Below are 21,848 nucleotides of genomic sequence, written 5' to 3' on the forward strand. Positions count from 1 at the left end.
GTTGTTGACCCCGATCCTCCTTAAGTCACAAAAAGGCCTCATCCACCGTAGTGAATGAGGCCTTTACCCGGAACTGAGCCTCATTACCACAATGGGAAAGAAGGGCTCAGTTCACTTGAATTTTGAGTTATACTCAAGGTCAAGTGACCGGGTCCTTCTTCGTTAATAATAAGGCTAAATTTTGAACAGCAAGGGTTGTCAACAAGTTGGTTAGGTTAGATTGAATTTTCATAATTGACGCGCCTCGCTTTCAAAAGTTTTTGTAATGTTGATGTTTCTTAGATTAATTAACTTTTAATTATAAGTCAAGTGAATTTTTAATTGTTTTTATATTAATTAAAAGGTAAACCACTACGGGCTCATAGTGTCGACAGTAATTCAAAAAAATTATTTTTGGTCTTGATTAGCTTCGGTTGAGAGGCCCCCCTGACCAACCAGCTTATTCAGCCGGATTAAAAGCATAAAAAAAGAACTGATTACTAAACTGGCAATCAGTTCCCATTCAAAAATTAGGCCGTCATGGTCGTTATTCTAGTTAAGCCTTTAAGAGTTTTTCAACTTCGCTCTTGAGCTTAGCTTCGTCCATACTCATATAAGGCGCTACTTCGTCAGCCGTCTTGTCAGTATCATGACTATCAGCGTCCATAAAGTGATTCCAAATCGCATCCCGTACGGGTAACTTAGAGTCGCTCCAATCAAACACGTCCGTCATCTTTTCGTCTAACATACTGTTCATTTCAACTGCTGCAGCCATACTAAAACAACTTCCTTTCTAATTTTTGATACACCTTGATTATAGGTCAAAATTTGAAAAGTGGTTAAATTTTGTTTGGTATTACGAAAATAAATTACGCATTCTTTTGATAAATTGTTTCCAGGGCCGCAATATCAGCACTTGACAACGTGCTCTTACCTTGTGAAACCGGGTACATCACGGATTCAGTCGATGAACTGTGATCCAACCCTAACGCATGACCTAACTCATGAACTGCGACCGATTTACTGAAAGCTGAGGCGTATGAGCCGTTAAGACTAGCCGTCGCGTTATTCCAATATTGGATACCTCGCCAGCTAATTTGCTTAGTAATATCAGGGCCACCATGACCAAGTTCAACACTGGTCGCACCAGTCGTCATTTTTTTATGATACATCGAAAAAGTCACTGAATTTTGTGACCCGCTGGCTTGACCAGCTACCAGATGGACCAACCCAGTCTGGTTATAAGTCGCGACAGCTTCAAGAAAGACCTGCCGGGCCGCTTTGGGAACATTATGATCGAAGGAATAATAATACGTCTTCTTTAAGGTGGCGTTCTGCACGATCGATTCAATCGGTGTTGCTTGCGTTGTTGAACTAGTTGCTTGCGAACTCGAGCTAGTGACCGAACTGGCACTCGCAGTCTTATCCGTCTGCTGACCTGATGATTGCTTACTTGAGTTAGTCGCCGAATCTTCGGTAGCACTGCTAGTATCATCAGCACCCAACAAATGACTAGATAAGTCACCCGACAAGGCAGCCGCTAGATTCTGACGACTCGTCTGATATAAAGCTGCCGCGCGCGGGGCAAGCGTATCATAGTTGCGCCACCCAAATAACACGAGGCCGATTAGACACAGCGCTTTGATTCCGCGCATTAGATTTTTTAGCATGCTGTGCGCTCCTCTTAATTTTTTAACATGGTGACAAGCAATAATTTAAGTTTATTAAACCACATGACACCCCACTTAAACATAGCTCTTAGTGAATCATTAAGAATATTTAGGATTACCGCAATCTACTTGTAATCTTAATCCGCTTTCACACACCTACTCGTCATTCTAACAACCGCGGCACCCCACTGAACAAAAAAAGACGTGAATTTTCATTCCCGTCTTGATGTGGCTACTTATTTCGAAAAACATACAGTTTCGAGAACAAGAAGTTCCCAATGATGGCGCCGGCCTGCCCAAGAATCTTGGCTAGTACCGCCGAGCTCCCCAATACTGACATCAACAACCATAAAATAATCGCTTCAACGACGTACGTCACGATCCGGGTCGCATAGAACTTACCCATTTCACGATAAACGTGGTGTGAATGATGGTCGAACACTTTCAAGCGGTCCACCCAGAACGCGACTTGAACGGCAATGACCCAGGAAATAACATTAGCGACCTGGTATTCGAGTCCGATTAGGTGGTACATCGTATAGAAAGTTGCAAAGTTGACCGCAACACTGATCAATCCCCACAAGATATAGCGAATCGCCTGATTACGGGTTTCTTTAACGGGTGAAATAATTTTTTTATCTAATTCTGCTGCTGGCTCTAAAATTTCAGTAACCGTTTCCTCATTTTGATCAACTTTAATCGAATCTGGCTTACTCATGGTTACTACACCTGACTTTCTTCACTTAAACATGATTATTGTGAAAGAATTCTGTTTAAGTTGTATCTTCATTTTTATGAGTAAAAATAACACAACTTAATCTTAGCACAGCAGTTAACTATTGGCGATGGCAACTATTCAGTTTTACCCCAATAATTCACATACACAAAACGCCAACCAGCTTTAACTGTCCGCATCAGCTAATTCTGCAGCTAGTTGGCATCATCATGGGGCCGTTGCACATCAACGAATAACCAAAATCTGCGACAATCATGAATTAAAAACGGCTTGCCGTAGCCGATAACTCATCATTATCATAGGTGCCAAAATGACCGTTGAGCGTGACTCGATCGCTACTAAATAGTGGTCGCAGCACTTAATAACACCATCCACAACCTGAACACCTAATCTGAAGTCTTTCTCGCCCGATTGAGCGGAATTTCAATCGCCATCACGGCCGCCGCTGTCCAAATAAAGAGATGCAAGAAGTCACCAACTAATTTTCCGCTCACATTCCCCGCTAAATATGCACCAGCATGTTGATTTAAGAACTGGGTTGATGGGATCTGACTAGCTAGTTGTGGCCACACCAACGCGATATTTAAAACCGCCAACATCGTAATAACCCCCACTAATTGCCACGCCTGGCGTTTAGTGGTTGCCCAATCATCAAAATAATTATAATTCATAATCAACGTCGTGGTCATCACAATCAATCCACCATTAATGACCATCGTCACGATGCCGTCGTTCCAATGCAAAAAATAGTGCAAATAGCTTAAAAATAGTAGGCCAACGACTAAGTCATAACTGATTGCCACCAAGCGCTGCTGCCGCCGATTATTTGCCGACTGAGCCTCGTAGTGTTTTAACATCCCTAAATCTCCCTTCAATAGTTGATCGACTGAAAAATCATACGCCGTACTAATTTGCACCAACATGCCAATATCTGGATAGCTTCGACCATTCTCCCAGCTTGAAATCGTCTGTCGTGAAACGTGCAATTGCGTCGCGATGTCAGTTTGAGTCATCTTCTTTTGTTGCCGAATAATTTTTAAATTATCTGAAAAATTCATTTTCACACCTCCAAGCACATCGTACGCGACGGGTGATTGTTCGGCAAGATAAGTTTCTAAGCAAGTCGATGAAGCCGGCGATTTGCGCGTGTTGTATTTTTTGAGAATCGCGAACCAAAACGCTACGACAATGATTTCCGTCATAGCGTTTTAGTCTGCTTGGTTGACTGCTTAGTAAGTTAAAAATATTATTATCAATTAGAATGTTTTATATCAAAATGTTTTAATTATTTTGTAGGCATACCTAAAAAAGTATTTCCATTTACTTTTATTTATTGTACAATGACAACGGCTCAAAGATTTAGAGATATAGAAAGGTGGTCTTTTAATTGAGCGAAAAGACGAACACCCCAAACCGGAAGCATAAATTGATTGAATATGCTAACGGCCCCTCACTAGAGGAAATTAACGGTACCATCGAGGTTCCCAAGAATCTGAACTTCTGGAAAACCCTCTTTGCGTATTCAGGTCCTGGTGCCTTAGTTGCGGTAGGTTACATGGATCCCGGTAACTGGTCAACTTCCATCACCGGTGGTCAAAACTACCAATACATGCTAATGTCTGTCATCTTGATATCAAGTTTGATTGCGATGCTACTACAATACATGGCGGCTAAACTTGGTATCGTGAGTCAGATGGATCTGGCCCAAGCGATTCGGGCGCGGACGAGTAAATCACTCGGAATCGTCTTGTGGATTTTAACCGAATTAGCCATCATGGCGACCGACATTGCCGAAGTTATCGGTGCTGCGATTGCCCTCTATTTATTGTTCAACATTCCGTTAGTCATTGCGGTGTTTATTACCGTGCTTGACGTTTTAGTTTTGCTATTATTGACCAAAATCGGTTTTCGGAAAATCGAAGCCATCGTGGTTTGTTTGATTTTAGTTATCTTATTCGTATTCGTTTATCAAGTCGCACTGTCCAACCCTGATTGGGGCGGTGTGATCAAGGGCCTAGTCCCAACCGCTGACACTTTCTCGACAAGTCGTTCAGTAAACGGTATGACGCCACTTTCTGGTGCTTTAGGGATTATCGGTGCCACCGTCATGCCACACAATTTGTACTTACATTCAGCCATCTCACAAACGCGGAAGATTGACCACAACGATGAGGAAGATGTCGCGCGGACCGTTAAATTCGCTGCTTGGGATTCCAATATCCAACTTTCATTCGCTTTCGTGGTTAATTCACTATTATTGATTATGGGCGTTGCCGTCTTTAAGAGTGGCGCTGTTAAAGATCCTTCATTCTTCGGTCTTTATGAAGCATTATCCAATACATCAATGTTAAGCAATGGTATTTTAATCAGTGTTGCTAAATCTGGGGCGCTCTCAGCCCTCTTCGCCATCGCGTTACTGGCTTCTGGGCAAAACTCCACAATTACCGGTACGTTAACTGGGCAAGTCATCATGGAAGGGTTCGTCCACATGCGGATGCCACTCTGGTTACGGCGGTTAGTGACCCGGTTGATCTCCGTTATTCCCGTCCTCATTTGCGTGCTATTAACTAGTGGTAAGAGTGCAATCGACGAGCATACTGCATTGAATAATCTGATGAATAACTCACAAGTCTTTCTGGCTTTCGCCCTTCCATTCTCCATGTTGCCACTATTAATGATGACTGACAGCGCGGCAGAAATGGGCAAACGATTCAAAAACTCACTTTGGATCAAAGGTTTAGGTTGGTTATCCGTCATCGGTTTGACTTTCTTAAACTTACTCGGTCTACCAGATTCAATCTTAGGCTTCTTTGGCGATAATCCTTCAGCTGGCGAACAGACTTTTTCTAAAATTCTAGCCTACCTTTTGATTGCCGCTATCTTAGCCCTACTTGTCTGGACCGTCTTCGACCTACAACGCGGTAACAAACGTTACGTTGAACAGCAACTTGCTGCAGCAGCAAAGGAGGCCAACAAATAATGGCGACTAAATTTAACCGGATTCTCGTTGGTGTTGATGATTCTGCCGATGCTTTACTTGCTTTTGACTATGCAATCCATCAAGCGAAGCAAGATGGTGCCGAACTGGTCATTATCTCGATTCTTGAAAATGATGAAATGAACGTCTATCAAGCGCTCAGTAAAGACTACATTCATGGGGAACGCCAAGAACTTGAACAGCATATATTGAAATATCAAAAGCAAGCCCAAGCTGCTGGCGTCACCAAAGTCCACGCAATGATTGCGGAAGGTGAACCTGGTGAGACCATCGTTAAGGAAGTCATCCCCCACGTTCAACCGGACTTACTCATTATTGGCTCCCTAGCCAAAAAGGGGATTGCCAAACACTTTGGTAGCCAAGCTGCTTATATGGCAAAATACGCACCGATTTCAGTTTTAGTTATTCGTTAAATCAATTAAAATAACCTCAAAACCCCCGTTTTCAATGTGAAAACGGGGGTTTTAGGTTAACAAAACATTATTTGACTATTAACCTAAACATACTATAATAGTCACTGAAGGGGGATTCGATTATGACACCAAACGAAACCTACGACGCATTAGAACAATGGCACTTATTACCGGCGACTAATTTTACCTGGCGGCCCTTCACCGCTACCGCTATTTATGTTGACAGCCCGCATGCGCGGCGTGTCTATCAGCTAGACTTAGCTGACGACACGGTCGAGATCTTTCAGGCCGATCCAGGCTCAGAACTGTCTGAACATTTCTTACCATATAAGACAGTTACACTGACCACAACTCAAATCAATCAATTCAAGCATACCCAGCCAGTTGCATCATAACGGCTACGGGCAAAGCGGCGGGCCCGCCGCTTATAATTTCAATTATTAATGATCCAAATCAACTGCTCGTTGACGATCATGGTGGATCAACCACAACAATCCCAATAAGAGCACCAAGAGTCCAACCAACATCAACGCATTCTTGAAGTGCGCTTTAATCAGTTCATCGCCACCCCAAGCATAGATAATCGCCGTGGGCATGCTGCCCAGTAGCGTTGCTGCGGCTAGCTGCCGGGGTGTCACCGCCGTTTCAATGGCCGCTAAACTAACTAATGACGTTGGAATAAACGGTATCGTATACCCAATCACGATTCCTAATAAGGGGTGCCGCATCTTACCAATGGCCGTCACGAGTTTTGACGGCTGTTGATCACGTCGAGCCGTTACCCGTCCGAAAAAGCGTTGTGCAATCAAGTTGCCCAGCGTAATGCCAATAATATTTAACACTGCCCCAAGCCCTTTGCCGAAACAGATGCCAGCAACGACACTGATCGTCGCCACGGGGGCACCTGGAATAATTGAAAAGCAAATCAATAAGGGAACTACTAATAAAATATCAATCGCGCGGTGCCGTCGAACTTGGGCCACCAGTGCTGATTGATCAAATACCCGATGCTGAATGATCTCCCAAGTACCATGATAGCGATAGATCAACAGTCCAATTAATAGTAATGCTAGCAGTACTGCCCCACTGATAAGCTGTCGTTTCGTTATCTTAACCTTCACAACTTCCTCCCGTCATTAATCATGATGCGGTTCATGTTTAATTTCATGAGCCACATGTCCAATCATGGCATCAACCATTTCCAAAATATGGGGATCGTCTAGACAATAGTAGACATGCTTCCCCCGCTTCGTTTTAGATACCAACTGATACTGAAACAAAATTGCTAACTGATGCGAGACTAATGGCTGCGCCAAATGAACATGTTCAACGATTTGCGTGACGTCCGCTTCATGGTGTTCTAAAAAAATTAGGATTTTAATCCGATTAACATTACTCAATACTTTGTATATTTTAGCCGCCTCAGTTAATAGTGGCCCGCTGACCTCCATGCCAATTCCTCCGTTCTCACCAATCATAGGAATGCGATTAAATGGCTAATTAGCCCACTATCCCAGAAAACATATAAGCCAATCACCACGTAACAAATTTTCATCAACCGTTCACCATGAGCCGCTATTTGCTTTTGAACAGCCTTGATTTCCGCCACCTGGTTAATGATAAGCACGACAAGCATCGTCAATATACCAATAAATCCTAAAGTCATCACAAAGTGTACCATGCTTTCCCCAACGAGCACAGGTAAAAAGATCGATAAATTACAACCAGCACATACGGCCAAATAAGTAACTAGTACGTTAATCACCGGCGACCCACCAGCCCGATCGGCGGTATCATCATCATCGTCGTGAAACGCAAGCCAAATCGGCAGCACACCCAAGAATCCTAATAACCATTCTGGCAAAAATAAGGTCAGTGCTTTACCCACAAAGAAGCTTGCCGTTAGTAGAATAAGATTGCCCAACAAATAGCCCAACAAGACCTGCCACAACCGATACTTCTTCAATAAAAAAACTAACATCAAGAAAAAATCCAAATTGACACTCAAAAACGTTAACGCTAAAACCCCATAATGCATCATTTCACCCACTTTTCTTTACGCGTTGTGCTAGTATTTAGCATCAACTGTGATTAAAACGTGCCAAGTTTAGATTGTTGTTCGTCAGCCGGTGCGCGTCCTAAGCCGGAAGCAACCCACTTCCAGCTAAGAATAATTTGGCTACTGAGCATTGTCACCAGCCCCTCCAGTCGGGAAGCCGCTCGAATGGCTGATGAACGGCCACTGAACTCGGTACAATTTGTCGTTGGCTATTTTGATACTGAACCCTTTCAGTTAAATATCAGAGTGCCTTCTCCACTTTTTCGAAATATTCAATTATTACTACGGTAATTTAGAAATAGTGAGTTATCACAAGACTTTTTCAATCTGACAGTTGATTGAGAAAACTGTCAGATTGAAAAACAACGACAAATTCAGCAAAAGTTGAGTACATCCCTATCAGCCATTCGAACGCTATCCCGACTGGAAGGTGTTTCTGACAATGCCCAGTGGTGAAATTTCACTTAGCAAGCGTCCTGTGCTTGGTTAGTGAAAGGCCAGTATTTGAGACGTGGTTTTTCGGCTCAAATCTGTGCCCACCACGTTCCGGCAATTGGCAGAAATGCCTGGAGGTCGGTGTAGGACGAATTAACTAAACAAGTTTACGCTGAGTCGAACTTTCCCAGCGGTCCATAGCTGGCTGCTTTTGAACTTAAAAACTTTGCACATTTTAATCACGATTCATGACNGTGTAGGACGAATTAACTAAACAAGTTTACGCTGAGTCGAACTTTCCCAGCGGTCCATAGCTGGCTGCTTTTGAACTTAAAAACTTTGCACATTTTAATCACGATTCATGACAAATTGGCTCGCGCAATGTGTGTTCTATTTAGTTGTCTTCATTATATGTCAATTTCGACATATGTAAAGCAAATTAGCATCAAAGGCCCCACGCACAAAAAACGGTAATGAATCCCGTTCTGGGCTTCATTACCGTTTTACTAACAGACTATTTTAGTTAATGACTCACAATTACTTAATCAGCGGCGAGGGCATCGATTGGATTCAACCGAGCGGCGCGCCAAGCTGGTAAGATGGCTGCTAATAAGGCAATCACCAGGGCAATGATAAAGGTCGAGATAATATTACTTACCTGAATCTCAATCATATTGTAGCTGGCGATTTGGTAGAGGACCTTATTCAAGGCAGCTCCAATACCATAAGCAATTCCAGTAGCTAGTAGTGCACTGATGACCCCAATGATCAATGATTCACTCGTGAACAATCGCCGAATATCACGGCGACTTTCACCCAGCGCACGTAAGATTCCGATTTCTTTCTTCCGGGCACTGACCGACATGAACATGGTCACAATGATCATTAACGCTGAGACTAGTAGGGAAATTCCAGCGATTGCCGCCAAAATCGTGGTTGCTAAGTTAACATACGTATTGACCGTATCAAGCATGCTGGCAATACTGGTGGCACGGTAAACCCGTTTGCCATCAATCTTTAGCTTATTAATCTGCTTGGTTACAGCATCATTATGCTCCCGCGAATCAACTTTCACCGCAACTGAAGTTGGCTGCGTACTTAAATTCTTTGCTGACCGCATATCTTTCATAGTGGCGTAGGTCACGGCGTTCACACCACTTCCAGTCGTGCTGTCCGTGATCCCAGCAACCGTTAATTGCCGTTTAACCGTGACACTTTTACCACTCTTATTCGTTGTCTGAAAAGCCACAGTCACTTTCTTACCGACCAATTGCTTCCAATTCTTAGATGACCATTTCTTCGCCACACTACTCTTATCGACGACGATTTCATTCTTACCAGCCACGTGACCAGCTTTAATAATCGACTTCCGGTTAGAAGCCGTCCACGTTGTTAACGATGAAGCGGTGTAGTCTTTATTACCAACTGTAATTGTCGCGTTGCTTGCACTCAAAATTGGCTGAACGGTCTGAACATGCGCAACTTTTTTCAGTTTACTCAGTTGGGCCGTACTGAACGTTGGCTGATTGGTCGTCGCCACACTCGCCCCCATGGCAGCTGCCTGCTGGTTACCTTCTTGGCTGCCGCCTCGCTGACTTTGACTCGATTTTTGATACCGACTCACTGTCACGACACGGGGATTGACCATATCATTGATTTCCTGATTAATATACCCCTTGAGGCCATTACCTAACCCGTTAAACAACATCACTGCGAATAAACCAATCGCTGTCCCAATGATAATAATCAAGTTCCAAGTCCAAGTATAGCGTAGATGTTTAAACGCCGTGTTCAGTGGCACATACCACGGTAACTTACGTGCCGCAATCTGTTGGCGATTTTCATCGACCGGATAAGCGGGTTTCACCCGCTCGTCATCCGTGATTTTACCATCAGCTAAGCGCACGATTCGAGTACCCGCATTCGCAACATCCTGCGAATGTGTCACACAAATTACAAGCCGACCTTCCGCCGCAATCTGATCCAAAATTTTCAAAACTTCCGTGGTATTTTCAGAATCCAATGCGCCAGTCGGTTCATCCGCGATAATAATCTGCGGATCACTCGCTAAAGCCCGGGCAATCGCAACTCGCTGCTTCTGGCCACCAGATAATTGGTTCGGGTACTTTTTAATTTGATCCGCTAACCCCACCTGAGTTAACAGTTGCTTAGCTCGTTGCTCACGTTCTGACCGATTTAACTTGGTCATATCTAACGAGATCAGGACATTGTCTAACACGGACAGATGGTTGATCAAATTATATGATTGATAAATATAACCGACTGTTTCACGCCGATACTGATCCATCTGTTTCTCTTGGTGATGATCTAACGCGGTTCCTTGCAATAACACTTGTCCCTGAAATTGCCGATCCAAGCCACCAATGATATTCATCAACGTTGACTTACCACCGCCAGATTCCCCTAAAATCGCAACGAATTCACCTCGTTCAAAAGTTAGATTAATCCCATTCAAGACTGGGAAAGCTTCCTTGCCTAAATAATAGGCCTTGTGAATATCTTTTAATTCTAAGTAGCTCATCCTCGCTCACCCTACCTTACTGTACGTCAATATCGTGTGCCAACTCCCCTTTATTTATATCAAGGGCTTTAACTGTGACTATTAGTCATTAAGTTTACCAAAAAAACAACTGTGGAAAAAATCTTATACCTTATTTTTATTGAATCTTATCATAGCACTTTAGTTAGACTATAAAAACAAAAACTAACTATTAGGCTAAATAATTTGAAATTAATTATTAAGGAGTGACATTACAACCTGGTTCGCTCTGGTACTTCAACCGACATCACCACCGTTGATCAGCGTGCACAAAAGGCAGTTTCGAGAAACACACCGTTCCCAGAAACTGCCTCATCCGTGCTTACTTCCAAAATTATCGTGCCAAGTTATATTTACCTAGGCGCGTCGCTTCCGCCACCAAACCGCGATTGCACCAGTCAGCATGAGGAACACACCGCCGGCGACTGCTAGCCAGCGTTGCACCGCTTCACCTGTCTGTGGTAACCAGCCGCTACCATGATGACCTGTCGAATGACTGCCATGATTAGTAGTTGCACTCGAGCTAGTTTCAGGCAATACCGTGCCACTCGTCACCCGATCCGTGACTGTACTTGCATGCGAACTAGCTGTACCGGCCGTCATTGAAGTGCCATTGTCGTTGGTGCTCGTTTTGTCTGCACCTGATGTATTAACTGTCCCACTCCCCGTGGTGCTAGTTTCATGCTTGTCGGGTTTGACAGCAGTCCCGTTGCCATTCGGTTTAGTTGTGCTACTACCATTTTTGTCCGGCTTAACGGTAGTACCATTGCCACCTGGTTTAGTCGTGTTGCTACCATTTTCATCCGGTTTAACGGCAGTACCGTTACCATCTGGTTTAGTTGTCGTGCTGCCATTTTCATCCGGTTTAACGGCAGTACCATTGCCATCTGGTTTAGTTGTCGCGCTACCATTTTCATCCGGTTTAACGGCAGTACCATTGCCATCTGGTTTAGTTGTCGTGCTACCATTTTCATCCGGTTTAACGGCAGTACCATTGCCATCTGGTTTAGTTGTCGTGCTGCCATTTTCATCCGGCTTGACCGCAGTACCATTGCCATCTGGTTTAGTCGTCGTGCTGCCGTTTTCGTCGGGTTTAGCCGTACTCGTCAGTGGATTATCATTATCCAAATCCACAAGCACTTCTGTACCGTCGGCAGTGGCAGCCATTGCTTGACTTAACATGATGGTCTTAGCCGCACGCGTCTTACTTGGTACGAGTTTAATCGTCACCAGGTCAGTCACGGGTTGGCTGGCACTGACTGTTAATCTTAATTGACCATTAGCGACCGTCTGCCGTAAAATCTGCACGCCGGTTGGAACCTTAACGTCAGCGACTTCCCGACCTGCTAAGTCCAATTGCAGATCAAATGCCGTCAGTTGCCGGTTTTGGTTATGAGTCAATTGAACTTTTGCTTCCTGATCATTGCGACTGAGCTTTAACGTTTCAACTGAACGTTTCTTCTTCGATAGGTCAGTCTGCTTAAGAAAAGCCGATGAGTCAAAGACCTGACTGTCAAACATCTGTGGTGTCTGTGGGACTTGCAAAGCATTCAGGATGAGCGTACTGATATCAGCATTGCTTCCACCATGCAAACGGCGGCCATTATCGACCGTTTCGCCACCGAGCGCCATGAAAATACTGCGGTTATATTCATCCCAACCACCATGATTCTTGCCAGAACCGCCATGATCAGCGTTGGCAATGACTAACGTATCATGAATGTGACCGGTTGCTTCAAGCTTATCCATTACTCGCTTGAACAGCGCATCATATTGCGCGTACTTATCCCAGTAATTGTCATTGTACCAGCCGTGACCGTGTCCCTGACCGTCCATATAATCACTTTGCATGTAGACTAACCCAGTACTTTGAAATTCTGGCGTGCCGATATAGTTAGCCACATCATCAAAGGATTTCAGCGAAGCTGACTGTTTAGTAGTCACCGCGGCATCTGGTTCAATGATGCTATTGACGATTGGTCCCCATTCTGAGAAAGCCGCAGCGCCCCGAGTTGGATTATCGTCTTGTAACATCTTAAATACTGATGGGAACATTGCTTGTGGTTTGTTAAAGTCTGCAAAGTATTCTTGTCCCATGGTCGCGTTAGTCCCTTGATATTCCTTAGGTAGCGTGTCCCATGGCCGACCATGTAACATGGAAATGTAGTTTTGTGCCGAAATCGCTGGTGAAACGGCCCGCGCTGACGTACTCATTGCAAACTGCTTATTGAATAAGTCCATCGTATACGTATTCCGACGTTTCTTCATGATTTCTGGGTTGGTTGTCCATACGGGAGTCTTAGTTCCTTGCTCCGCACCTTGTGCATAGTACATTCCCTTCGGATCCCAGGGGTTCCCACCACCATCAGTCGTTAAAACGACCACGTGTTTATAAGGCTTGATTTCAGCTGCATTGGCGGCTGCCACTTTATCGGCTGCGTTTGCCAGGGCCACGTCACCAACACCAATAATCCCGTCACCGTTATAATCTAGCGCGTACTTACCTTGAATTTCAACAGTTTGAGCTGGCCCTAGTTCAATGGTTGTATCTTTAGTTAGCTGCTCAAACTTGATCTGCGTCTCACCAGCGGCCTTAGCTTTCAAATTAAGGTGCGCTAACCGCGTTTGCGCATACATTTTAAATTCAGCTTTTGAAAGGTTCGCCGTCGTAGTCAGGCGAATACGGCCAGGCGCAATCAGTTGGATCTGCGTCTTTCCCCCTTGTAAGAGACGTTCTGCACCGACATAGTCAAACTTAGCCGCATCATACATGACATCCATGGTGATTGGGGCGGCACCGGTAGCTTTGATTTGCCGGGCGTGTACATTAAGACCATAAGTGTGCCCACTCGCAATTCGCTTCGGGCCAACGAGCTTCGTCGCAATCGTTTGGTCGACTGGTACGGGTGCGACCGGCTGCTTGCCGACCTGTGCTTCAACGTTCAATTGACTTACTTGTTGCGACGTCAATGTCTGATCATACAAGCGGGCCTGTCTAATTTGACCGGTCATCATTGACTGAACGTGACTTCCAGGAACCGCATCACCACCCAGCACAAAGTCTTTGGTTCCTTGTGCCAGCTTTAAATCACCGGGCATAGCCACTTGTTGGACTAACTGGCCATCCAGATACAAGCTAGCCGTCTTATTCTTATCGATCACACCAACCGCATGCACCCACTGCCCCTTATGTAAGGTGCCTTTAGGAGTCTTATAGCCGGAACCATCATGGGCGAAGAAAACGACTTGATTGTTTTGCACCCCAAGTCCTAAACCACCACCCTGTTGGCTAGAAAAGATCTCATGTTCACCATTGGCATCGGCGGCTGGATCATATTTAAAGTACGCCTCGATCGCCATCCCATTCTGTAACTTTGCAAACTGCTGATCCGTGAAGGTCGTGTAAAACGCTGATTTGCCATCCAAGTTCAACACTTGGTCGTTAAATTCAGGGTCCTTCGTCACGGCAGGCTGCCCATAGGTTTGCCACTGCGTCTGCCCAATTAAATCAACCAATTGTTGATTTTGAATTGCCAAACTCAAGGTTGCTGTTGGAACGGCCGGGCTGGCAACTGGTTCGGCAACTTGCTCACTCGGAGTCGCCATCGGGGTTACTGCAGCGACGGCCGGGGTCACCGTCGTTGTTAAGATTGCTGAACAAACTAATAAGGTCGTTAAAACACGCGGCTTTATCATTATAAAATTATCACTCCATCTTTTTTATCGTAAAACAAACTGCACTTTTAAGAATAGTTAAGGAATGTAAAGTGTTTAGTCAGATGTTTGTAAAGAAACGATATTATTTATGTTGCGATACTTTACTAGCCAGAAGCTTGTCAACGACCCCAATCAAAAAAGCTCCCCACGTCTTGCTGGGAAGCCTGATAAGCTAATCTATTCCTGTCGCACTAAGCCGTTTGTTGATAGCCATTTGCAACCAGCTGATTTCTAAACCACGTCTCAAACATAAAACCATACCAAATATCGCCTAGTAACCCGATACTCATGACAACTTGGTCACTAAAAAACAGCTGCGTCACCATATTTAACGACAGCATGCCTAAGAATGGCACCGCCGTTTTCAGTAAGAAAAACGGGGTTCGACACCGCACACTGAACAGCGCATAAAACCACGTGAACAACAGGGCCCACACGTTAAAGTGCCCGTACACTTGCTTGGTACTGGTCTCGCCATTGATAGTCTTAGTAAACGTCATATCATGTCTAGCTCGCTTGTTAAAGCCAAACCATTCTGATGGTGCAAAGTTCATGAAAACCCTCCTCGTATCCTGTTCAATCATTATAAGAGTTAACTCACTAACTTACCACTAACTATCACGCTTGCATGCCAAAAAATCGTCGTACCTCATTAGCGTAATTAAACTTAGCGTTCAGTTTGCCCAATAAGGCTTGGTCATGGGTACTCGTAAAACCAGTCCGGCGAAGATGTTCATATAAGTCTAAATATGGTAATTGTTGTTCACGCGCAACGGTCAACTCAAGGCTAATATCATAATCAACTTTTCGAAAATCCACACTGATTCGACCCGCGTCATCCACCGTTAAGATTGCATAGTGAGCACGCTGATCAGCCATGAACTTAGCGTATGGACTATAAGGTTGGCCTGTCGCCCCGGGATTAATAATGAGCTGGCCCCGCTGACTCACCCGCATAATTTGTTGGTGGGTATGGCCGTAAACGGCCACATCCGCATCACCAGCTAGGTGATCAAAATTAGACTGGCGTTCATCCGGATACAGGTCGTGACCAGTCGAGCGTTCCGGCTGATTATGGGCCAGTTGAAAAGTTAACCCGTTCACGACCATCGTTGTCGCAATGGGCCGTTGCACTAATTCAGCGTAATGTGATTTGCTCAGATGGGTCACCAGATACGCGGTCAATCGTGCAAAATAAATCTGTGAAGGATCATCCAGTCGCCCGTTTCCAGTCATGACCGCATTAATCCCCTGTTCCCAATTACCTTGCAACCATACTGACGGCGCAGTGTCCGCTAAGGTCTGGTAGAGCTTTTCGGCACCCGGGCCGGGTAAGAATAGATCACCGAGGAACCAATAATCCGTCGCGGCTTGCTGACGCGCATCCGCCAACACAGCATTAAGCGCCGTCAAGTTTCCATGAATATCTGCCAGCACAGCAATCCGGTGTTGCATTTCTCGACACTTCCTTTTGCACATAATACTTCTAGTATACGCTGGCAATTTACACTTGTCGCATGATCTCTGTTAAGCCAGCTTATTAATTGACCATAACAAGCGCAGATGGTCGTCATCACAACTATTTGCATGTATGCTAATAGTAATATTTAGTCTAATTAATACCTTGGAGGAGGCATTCAACATGCAACAATTAACACCATTAGCCGCCTATTCAGACTTGGCATTCGATTGGTCAATCGTTATTAATGAAGGGGCTGCGGGACTAACGACCATTCGCCAGCATTTAGCAGCCACGCTTAGCGACTGCCTGGCCGCACACGTGACCATCCTTTGTCGACCTGCGATGTTTTTCCTGATCATTCACGACCACCGGCAAAAGGTTGCGATTCCCGGTCATATTTATCCTGGTACGGAACAACCTTATGAAATCCAACTAGACGGCTGGCCGGTAAATAATAGCACCGCTTTTATGACAATTATTCATAAGTATCACTAAGCACTTGATACTACTTATCTGTCGTTACCACGCCAATCATCGAAAGTGCTAATATATTCAGTGTTAACAATGCGAGCGCTTCCCTCCCTATGTTAGAATATACTAAGAACCAATCAGGGGGGAAATCAAATTGCAGATTGATAAACAACAAGTTGGTAATCGTATTCACCAACTTCGAATTGCCGCTGGTTTAAGTATGGCCAAACTTGCATCTGCGATTGGCTTGGCTGGAAAAAGCACAATTAATGACTGGGAAAAGGGACGTACGCTAGCTAACGCGGACCGACTCGCTAAAGTAGCTGCATACTTTGACGTATCCACTAATTACCTTTTATACGGTAGTTTGACTGAATATGTCACCGCTGTCTTTCAAAATGGTGGTCTCAATCATTCAGAATTCAATGTCCTACTATGGGAATATGTGGACCTAACTACGACCAATCCGAACATTCTTTCTAGTGACTTGTTCAGTTCGGCCTCACAGACTGAACAGGGCGTATCCGACCCAACTAAAATCGCGGCGGCCTTAATTACACCGACTATCAATAATGCGATTCGGCAGATTGTTCCTGAAATCGTCCAACACTACCAACAAACGACAACCTACCCAGAACCTCAAGCCGTCATTCAGGCCGGTTGCTATGTCTTTCGTCACCGAATACAGATTATTCGGCGGACCTTTACGGGTAAATACAACCGGATCGTCCGCTTACTAGACAATGTCGATTTATACGAAAAGTTACAGCCAGACGATGACTTAAAGGCGTACTTGAATCAAACAACGGGGCCTAAAACTCAAGTTCAAAACGGTTATTCGTTGGATGAAAAGTATCAGCGCCAAATGAACAAAGTTATCACGGAATTTCACCAAGCACTCAATCGCATCAATGATGCCTACCAAGCTGAACTGATGGCTTGTGGACAAGGACAGGCTCATTCTGCGGCAGATTGAATTGCTTGCAACCGCCAATCAAAAATCAACTGAACACGAAAACACACTTCAAAAGTAGCAGCTTTGAAGTGTGTTTTCGTATTTAACAACTGCATTGCAATTGCTAGTTGACCTTGCATCAATCAACTGTGGTGACGCGATGAAATTCCTTCTGACTCAGCTCATCGCAAACAATTACACACGATTAGCCCCATCATCCGTCCTACTTAGCAACAACCGTGGCAACTTCTTGGTCGTGGCTCACTTGTCCACTTGTGGATAAACTGATTTTTTCAGCGGGTTGCCCACCTTTATCCACAACCACCAACACCGTCATATCCTCCCCATTTTCAGCGGCCTGCTCTTGATCCACAAAAGCGAGTGGTGTTTCTGGTGTCACTTGGTCGCCTTCATGAACATAAGTTGCCGGAGTTGCGCTGGTATTAACACCCATTCGTAACCGTACCGTCAGCTTTCCAGCTGCCAGTTCGATCGCATTTTGTTCTGGAATCAGGGCACTGACGGTTCCCGTTACTGGACTGAAGATATGGTGGCGTTCTGGCGTCACCGCAAACCCCGTCTGACCCGCAGCGACTGTGGCTAAATCTATCAGTGTGCCATCGACTGGTGCATATAATTTAACTTTTTTACCAAATGAAAATAGTCCCATGATAAAACCCTCCCGAATTTGATGAATAGATTTCCATAATGGCGCTGGCCAGCTACCGTTCTTTGATTACCTTTATCCTAACTGCTCGAACGGGTTTCAGGTCAAGGGTTTTATTTAATTTGTTTGATTAATAGCCATTTTGAATCAGCAGCCGTCCTTTAAAATTAAGCACTGCCAAAGTAACGTCCACACTACATGCTTCTCTCGCTTACTCGCCTGCACACCCTCGCAGTACCGTATCGCGGCCACAGCCACCACCAAAAAAATTCCCCACCAGCAATTAGCCAGTGAGGAATCGTAACATATATAACATCCTGAGATGCCCACCACCAAAACAATCTAGGATTTGGTTAGTGTTTGATTATCACTCGGACAAGTCCCAATCATGTTAAAGCAACCACCGCACACGTTGGTGATTCACGATTGCATTGACTTTCCCGGTTAAATCCTAATTATCTGTCGCCGAGTAACTTTTCAGCTGCTTGTAAGACATTTTCACCATTCATCATGCCATAGTCGGACATATTGATGATATCCATTGGAATCCCAGCCTTATCAGTCTTCTTCTTCACGTCATTCGCCATGTAGCGAACTTGTGGTCCTAATAACAAGACATCGGGATGCGGATCTTGACTCAGTTGATGGTCAATATCAGCCGCTGAGGTGGCAAAGATCTTGTAATCAACACCATCTTGCTTTGCCGCAGCTTCCATCTTAGACACTAATAGTGAGGTTGACATTCCCGCAGAACATGCCAACATAATAATTTTTTCAGCCATAATTATTTAATTCCTTTCTATAATTACATCTTTTCAATTTCAGCGTTACCAGCAGCAGCTTCCGCAGCGGCCTTTTCGCCTTCTTCCTTCGTTAAGATAGCATCGTACTTCTTAGCGAATGGGAAGTAAATTGCAGTTGACATGACCAACGTAATTGTTTGCCAGATAGCCATCTTCCAGCCACCAATCAGGAAGCCAGAAATGATTGCTGGGGTCGTCCACGGTGCCGCGAAACCATTCAATGGTGGCACAATGCCGAAGTAGATGACCAGATAAGTGGATAAGGCCACGATAACCGGTGTCAAGAAGAATGGAATTGCCAAGAATGGGTTCATCACGATCGGTAACCCGAACAAGAATGGTTCGTTAATGTTGAATAATGCTGGCACAAATTCAACTTTACCAATCGTCTTAAATTGAACGGACTTAGCAGCAAACAACGTAAAGATAACAAGTCCGATCGTAATCCCAGAACCAGTTAAGTTAATGAAGTTATTGTAGAATTCATTAGTTACAATGTGGGCACCTTGGGCAACGGTCAACTTACCTGCTTTATATAATGAAGCATTGTCGAACGTGTTCGGAATCAGTAACCCACTAGTAATGGCACCCATGATCAACCCACCATGGACCCCAAAGAACCAGAAGAATGGCACTAAGAACGCAATAACCAGCGCACCACCGAGTGAATCGGATAATCCTTGAAGCGGTGTTTGAAGAACCTTGTAAATAAATTGCAACATGTCAGTATTACCGAAAGCACTGAAGGCCGCAAAGATTAACATTGCAACAATCAAGATGACCCCGGCAGGAATCATGGCAGTAAATTGGTTGGCAACACTGGCTGGTACTTGTTCTGGTAGGGTAATCTTCCAACCTTTACGAATCATAGCGGAGTAAGCCCAACCAACTAAGATACCGACAATAATGGCAGCGATCATCCCCTGGCCACCTAGCCAGGTAATATTAACAACCCCAGTAACGGGTGCTTGCACAAAATTTTGTAGGACCTTTGGTAATTTATCGATATTCTGTGAAACGGCGCTACCTGACATCACGACATTCCCAGCAGCATTGGTAATCCCAGTACCGGCTTTACCCATCGCAGCTACTAATGGATTGGCAATGTTAAGCGTTTGCAAAAGTAAGAATACGGCCATGGAAGTTAACCCAGCGGGCAGTGGTTCATACCCTTCGTTACGCACATACACATAGGCAATCCCAACGGCCGCCCAAAGTGAAAGAACCCCAAACGTTACTGTATAGGCCTGGTTAAAGAACGCTGCCCAACCAGAGGCCTTAATAACAGCAGCCACAGCTGGAATTGGAATATTAGATAAGATCAAGAATACGGACCCAATGATAATAAATGGTAAGGCGTAGACCATCCCGTCTTGTAAGGCTTTAACTGGTTTAGTGTTAACGAACTTCATTATTGGCGGTAAAACTTTGTTGTTAATGAAATTGCTAACAGCACCATTACTACTATTTTCCATTACAATTCATCTCCATTTTTTGCTAGGACCCCTTGCAGCCAATAATATGACTTCTTGGGAACCCGCTTTAAGTCTTTTAGATCATGATTACTCCGGTTAACGTAAACAACTCCGTAACGTTTTTCGATATCTGCGTGTGAACTTGGAATATCAATCAAGCCCCAGCCGAGATAACCTAGTACCTTAGCGCCGTCGATCAACATGGCATCTTTCATCGCCTTGATATGTTCTTCATGATAAGTAATCCGCTCATCATCTTCGATCATATGCTGGCCATCCCAGTGCTCGCGTAACCCAATCCCATTTTCAATCGGGAACACGGGTACTTCGTACTGGTCATACAACTTGGTAATCAAGTTGCGGAAACCGAGTGGATCAATCGCCCAGCCCCATTCATTAGCTTGTAAAAAGCGGTTGGCCTCAAATGAATAATTGAGATAACGATTCGGAACGGCATCAACGGGTATTTTATCCCCGTTGATAACCGTTGAACGATAATAACTAAAAGCCAAAAAATCCGCTTTCATTTTGCCAATGATTGCTTCATCACCTGGTTGCAAATCATAATCGATGCCCTGTTGTTCAACGTAACGCAGGACTTCTGGTGAATAATGCCCGTGCACGTAAGCGTCATTCAAGTTGTTGTTCAAAAATTCGTCACTCTTACGAGCCGCCATAATATCAATTGGCTTAGCTGTTTCTGGATAAACCGGGGTGTAAGCTAACATACCACCAATCTTCACGTCATCGTAGTTCTGATGAACAAAGTCATCTAGGCGCGCGTGCGCTAACATAGTATGGTGGAAAATCCGGTATAAGTCGTTAACACTTTGATCACCCTTGGTGTACCCTGAAATGTTGAAGACTTCGTCGGTAAAGTATAAATTATGTTCATTGAACACGATCCAATATTTAACCCGATCAGCAAAATGGGCAATCATCTTTTCACCAAAACGGACGAACGCATCAACGGTGTGGCGCGACATGAACCCGTTTTCATTTTCAGCTAAGGCTAACGGCATATCAAAGTGATACAGGCAAATCATCGGTGTAATCCCCCGTGCCAGCATCGCATCAACCAGCCGATCATAAAACGCAATCCCAGCGGCATTAAACTCACCATCACCATCTGGAACTACTCGTGACCATGAAATCTGAATTCGATACATATTCAAATGTAAGTCCTTCATCAAATCAAGATCTTCCTCGTAACGATGATATTCATCAATGGCATCATGCCAATCCGAAGTGGTTGCTGTCGCAGGACGAACATCATAAACTGAACGGCCCTTACCGTCTTCATCCCAAGCACCCTCAGTTTGCATACTTGACACTGAATTACCCCAGAAAAAATCCTTGGGCATCTGTCGCTCCTTATCCATCAAACTCCTCCTCTGTGTCATTTATTTTGGAAAACGCTTTCCTCGTGAAATAATACTATCCTATTT

20 protein-coding genes are annotated in these 21,848 nt (G+C 44.5%); 5 read left to right on the forward strand and 15 right to left on the reverse strand.

The features are described 5' to 3' along the window. Positions 1 to 535: 535 nt before the first annotated feature. The 4 genes from ACOV1R_RS05735 to ACOV1R_RS05750 all read right to left on the reverse strand — a co-directional run bounded on the left by ACOV1R_RS05735 (position 536) and on the right by ACOV1R_RS05750 (position 3,443). Positions 536 to 754, reverse strand: coding sequence for a hypothetical protein (locus tag ACOV1R_RS05735; protein WP_003642248.1), 219 nt, complete (start codon positions 752 to 754; stop codon positions 536 to 538). A 94-nt stretch (positions 755 to 848) separates the two neighbouring features. Beyond that, the gene (locus tag ACOV1R_RS05740; protein ID WP_003643352.1) at positions 849 to 1,649 is read right to left on the reverse strand and encodes a matrixin family metalloprotease; all 801 of its coding nucleotides are present in this window, start codon (positions 1,647 to 1,649) and stop codon (positions 849 to 851) included. Positions 1,650 to 1,881: 232 nt separating this feature from the next. Beyond that, positions 1,882 to 2,367 (reverse strand): GtrA family protein, encoded by a 486-nt coding sequence (locus ACOV1R_RS05745; protein ID WP_003642250.1) that lies wholly within the window; start codon positions 2,365 to 2,367, stop codon positions 1,882 to 1,884. Between the two features lie 404 nt (positions 2,368 to 2,771). Then, the gene (locus ACOV1R_RS05750; protein WP_015380870.1) at positions 2,772 to 3,443 is read right to left on the reverse strand and encodes a helix-turn-helix domain-containing protein; all 672 of its coding nucleotides are present in this window, start codon (positions 3,441 to 3,443) and stop codon (positions 2,772 to 2,774) included. Positions 3,444 to 3,772: 329 nt separating this feature from the next. Between ACOV1R_RS05750 and ACOV1R_RS05755 the strand changes: the two genes are divergently transcribed. The 3 genes from ACOV1R_RS05755 to ACOV1R_RS05765 all read left to right on the forward strand — a co-directional run bounded on the left by ACOV1R_RS05755 (position 3,773) and on the right by ACOV1R_RS05765 (position 6,191). Continuing rightward, complete coding sequence (locus tag ACOV1R_RS05755) at positions 3,773 to 5,365, forward strand: Nramp family divalent metal transporter (RefSeq protein ID WP_003642253.1); 1,593 nt, start codon at positions 3,773 to 3,775, stop codon at positions 5,363 to 5,365. After that, on the forward strand, positions 5,365 to 5,796 hold the full coding sequence (locus ACOV1R_RS05760; RefSeq protein ID WP_003642254.1) for a universal stress protein: 432 nt from the start codon (positions 5,365 to 5,367) through the stop codon (positions 5,794 to 5,796). The genes ACOV1R_RS05755 and ACOV1R_RS05760 overlap by 1 nt, the downstream gene beginning before the upstream one ends. Before the next feature lie 122 nt (positions 5,797 to 5,918). Further along, on the forward strand, positions 5,919 to 6,191 hold the full coding sequence (locus ACOV1R_RS05765) for a hypothetical protein (RefSeq protein ID WP_003642255.1): 273 nt from the start codon (positions 5,919 to 5,921) through the stop codon (positions 6,189 to 6,191). 45 nt (positions 6,192 to 6,236) lie between these two features. On the opposite strand, the gene ACOV1R_RS05770 is transcribed toward ACOV1R_RS05765, so the two are convergent. The 7 genes from ACOV1R_RS05770 to ACOV1R_RS05800 form a co-directional block, all read right to left on the reverse strand. Continuing rightward, positions 6,237 to 6,917: a TVP38/TMEM64 family protein gene (locus ACOV1R_RS05770; RefSeq protein WP_003642256.1), complete on the reverse strand. Its 681-nt coding sequence runs from the start codon at positions 6,915 to 6,917 to the stop codon at positions 6,237 to 6,239. Between the two features lie 15 nt (positions 6,918 to 6,932). Next, entirely contained in the window at positions 6,933 to 7,247 is a 315-nt protein-coding gene (locus tag ACOV1R_RS05775) for an ArsR/SmtB family transcription factor (protein ID WP_003643354.1), read from the reverse strand. 23 nt (positions 7,248 to 7,270) lie between these two features. After that, the gene (locus ACOV1R_RS05780) at positions 7,271 to 7,837 is read right to left on the reverse strand and encodes a cadmium resistance transporter (protein WP_003643355.1); all 567 of its coding nucleotides are present in this window, start codon (positions 7,835 to 7,837) and stop codon (positions 7,271 to 7,273) included. Positions 7,838 to 8,831: 994 nt separating this feature from the next. Then, a complete protein-coding gene (locus ACOV1R_RS05785) occupies positions 8,832 to 10,832 on the reverse strand; it encodes an ATP-binding cassette domain-containing protein (protein ID WP_015380873.1) in 2,001 nt (666 codons plus the stop codon). A gap of 375 nt (positions 10,833 to 11,207) precedes the next feature. Further along, positions 11,208 to 14,546 (reverse strand): alkaline phosphatase family protein, encoded by a 3,339-nt coding sequence (locus ACOV1R_RS05790; protein WP_054519151.1) that lies wholly within the window; start codon positions 14,544 to 14,546, stop codon positions 11,208 to 11,210. Between the two features lie 212 nt (positions 14,547 to 14,758). Beyond that, a complete protein-coding gene (locus ACOV1R_RS05795) occupies positions 14,759 to 15,121 on the reverse strand; it encodes a hypothetical protein (protein ID WP_003643357.1) in 363 nt (120 codons plus the stop codon). Between the two features lie 64 nt (positions 15,122 to 15,185). Further along, positions 15,186 to 16,022: a metallophosphoesterase family protein gene (locus ACOV1R_RS05800; RefSeq protein ID WP_003642262.1), complete on the reverse strand. Its 837-nt coding sequence runs from the start codon at positions 16,020 to 16,022 to the stop codon at positions 15,186 to 15,188. 187 nt (positions 16,023 to 16,209) lie between these two features. Between ACOV1R_RS05800 and ACOV1R_RS05805 the strand changes: the two genes are divergently transcribed. Next, the gene (locus tag ACOV1R_RS05805) at positions 16,210 to 16,524 is read left to right on the forward strand and encodes a hypothetical protein (protein ID WP_003644899.1); all 315 of its coding nucleotides are present in this window, start codon (positions 16,210 to 16,212) and stop codon (positions 16,522 to 16,524) included. Between the two features lie 130 nt (positions 16,525 to 16,654). Then, the gene (locus tag ACOV1R_RS05810; RefSeq protein ID WP_011102002.1) at positions 16,655 to 17,476 is read left to right on the forward strand and encodes a helix-turn-helix domain-containing protein; all 822 of its coding nucleotides are present in this window, start codon (positions 16,655 to 16,657) and stop codon (positions 17,474 to 17,476) included. Positions 17,477 to 17,678: 202 nt separating this feature from the next. Here the strand turns inward: ACOV1R_RS05810 and ACOV1R_RS05815 are convergent, their stop codons facing one another. The 4 genes from ACOV1R_RS05815 to ACOV1R_RS05830 form a co-directional block, all read right to left on the reverse strand. Continuing rightward, positions 17,679 to 18,125: a PTS glucose transporter subunit IIA gene (locus ACOV1R_RS05815; protein WP_003642266.1), complete on the reverse strand. Its 447-nt coding sequence runs from the start codon at positions 18,123 to 18,125 to the stop codon at positions 17,679 to 17,681. 452 nt (positions 18,126 to 18,577) lie between these two features. Continuing rightward, positions 18,578 to 18,904 (reverse strand): PTS sugar transporter subunit IIB, encoded by a 327-nt coding sequence (locus tag ACOV1R_RS05820; protein ID WP_003642267.1) that lies wholly within the window; start codon positions 18,902 to 18,904, stop codon positions 18,578 to 18,580. Positions 18,905 to 18,927: 23 nt separating this feature from the next. Further along, on the reverse strand, positions 18,928 to 20,400 hold the full coding sequence (locus ACOV1R_RS05825) for a PTS sugar transporter subunit IIC (RefSeq protein WP_003642268.1): 1,473 nt from the start codon (positions 20,398 to 20,400) through the stop codon (positions 18,928 to 18,930). After that, positions 20,400 to 21,782 carry a glycoside hydrolase family 1 protein gene (locus ACOV1R_RS05830; protein WP_015380877.1) on the reverse strand — a complete coding sequence of 461 codons (1,383 nt, stop codon included), beginning with the start codon at positions 21,780 to 21,782 and terminating at the stop codon, positions 20,400 to 20,402. Before ACOV1R_RS05830 ends, ACOV1R_RS05825 begins: the two co-directional genes overlap by 1 nt. Positions 21,783 to 21,848 lie beyond the last annotated feature (66 nt).

Source organism: Lactiplantibacillus sp. YT640 (assembly GCF_049745435.1).
Classification (GTDB): domain Bacteria; phylum Bacillota; class Bacilli; order Lactobacillales; family Lactobacillaceae; genus Lactiplantibacillus; species Lactiplantibacillus plantarum.

Excerpts from the sequence above, each read along its gene's own strand:
- ACOV1R_RS05750 (WP_015380870.1), bottom strand. The coding sequence starts at position 3,443 with ATGAATTTTTCAGATAATTTAAAAATTATTCGGCAACAAAAGAAGATG.
- ACOV1R_RS05825 (WP_003642268.1), bottom strand. The coding sequence starts at position 20,400 with ATGGAAAATAGTAGTAATGGTGCTGTTAGCAATTTCATTAACAACAAA.
- ACOV1R_RS05830 (WP_015380877.1), bottom strand. The coding sequence starts at position 21,782 with ATGGATAAGGAGCGACAGATGCCCAAGGATTTTTTCTGGGGTAATTCA.
- ACOV1R_RS05735 (WP_003642248.1), bottom strand. The coding sequence starts at position 754 with ATGGCTGCAGCAGTTGAAATGAACAGTATGTTAGACGAAAAGATGACG.
- ACOV1R_RS05790 (WP_054519151.1), bottom strand. The coding sequence starts at position 14,546 with ATGATAAAGCCGCGTGTTTTAACGACCTTATTAGTTTGTTCAGCAATC.
- ACOV1R_RS05780 (WP_003643355.1), bottom strand. The coding sequence starts at position 7,837 with ATGATGCATTATGGGGTTTTAGCGTTAACGTTTTTGAGTGTCAATTTG.
- ACOV1R_RS05795 (WP_003643357.1), bottom strand. The coding sequence starts at position 15,121 with ATGAACTTTGCACCATCAGAATGGTTTGGCTTTAACAAGCGAGCTAGA.
- ACOV1R_RS05740 (WP_003643352.1), bottom strand. The coding sequence starts at position 1,649 with ATGCTAAAAAATCTAATGCGCGGAATCAAAGCGCTGTGTCTAATCGGC.
- ACOV1R_RS05765 (WP_003642255.1), top strand. The coding sequence starts at position 5,919 with ATGACACCAAACGAAACCTACGACGCATTAGAACAATGGCACTTATTA.
- ACOV1R_RS05745 (WP_003642250.1), bottom strand. The coding sequence starts at position 2,367 with ATGAGTAAGCCAGATTCGATTAAAGTTGATCAAAATGAGGAAACGGTT.
- ACOV1R_RS05805 (WP_003644899.1), top strand. The coding sequence starts at position 16,210 with ATGCAACAATTAACACCATTAGCCGCCTATTCAGACTTGGCATTCGAT.
- ACOV1R_RS05815 (WP_003642266.1), bottom strand. The coding sequence starts at position 18,125 with ATGGGACTATTTTCATTTGGTAAAAAAGTTAAATTATATGCACCAGTC.
- ACOV1R_RS05820 (WP_003642267.1), bottom strand. The coding sequence starts at position 18,904 with ATGGCTGAAAAAATTATTATGTTGGCATGTTCTGCGGGAATGTCAACC.
- ACOV1R_RS05785 (WP_015380873.1), bottom strand. The coding sequence starts at position 10,832 with ATGAGCTACTTAGAATTAAAAGATATTCACAAGGCCTATTATTTAGGC.
- ACOV1R_RS05775 (WP_003643354.1), bottom strand. The coding sequence starts at position 7,247 with ATGGAGGTCAGCGGGCCACTATTAACTGAGGCGGCTAAAATATACAAA.
- ACOV1R_RS05760 (WP_003642254.1), top strand. The coding sequence starts at position 5,365 with ATGGCGACTAAATTTAACCGGATTCTCGTTGGTGTTGATGATTCTGCC.
- ACOV1R_RS05800 (WP_003642262.1), bottom strand. The coding sequence starts at position 16,022 with ATGCAACACCGGATTGCTGTGCTGGCAGATATTCATGGAAACTTGACG.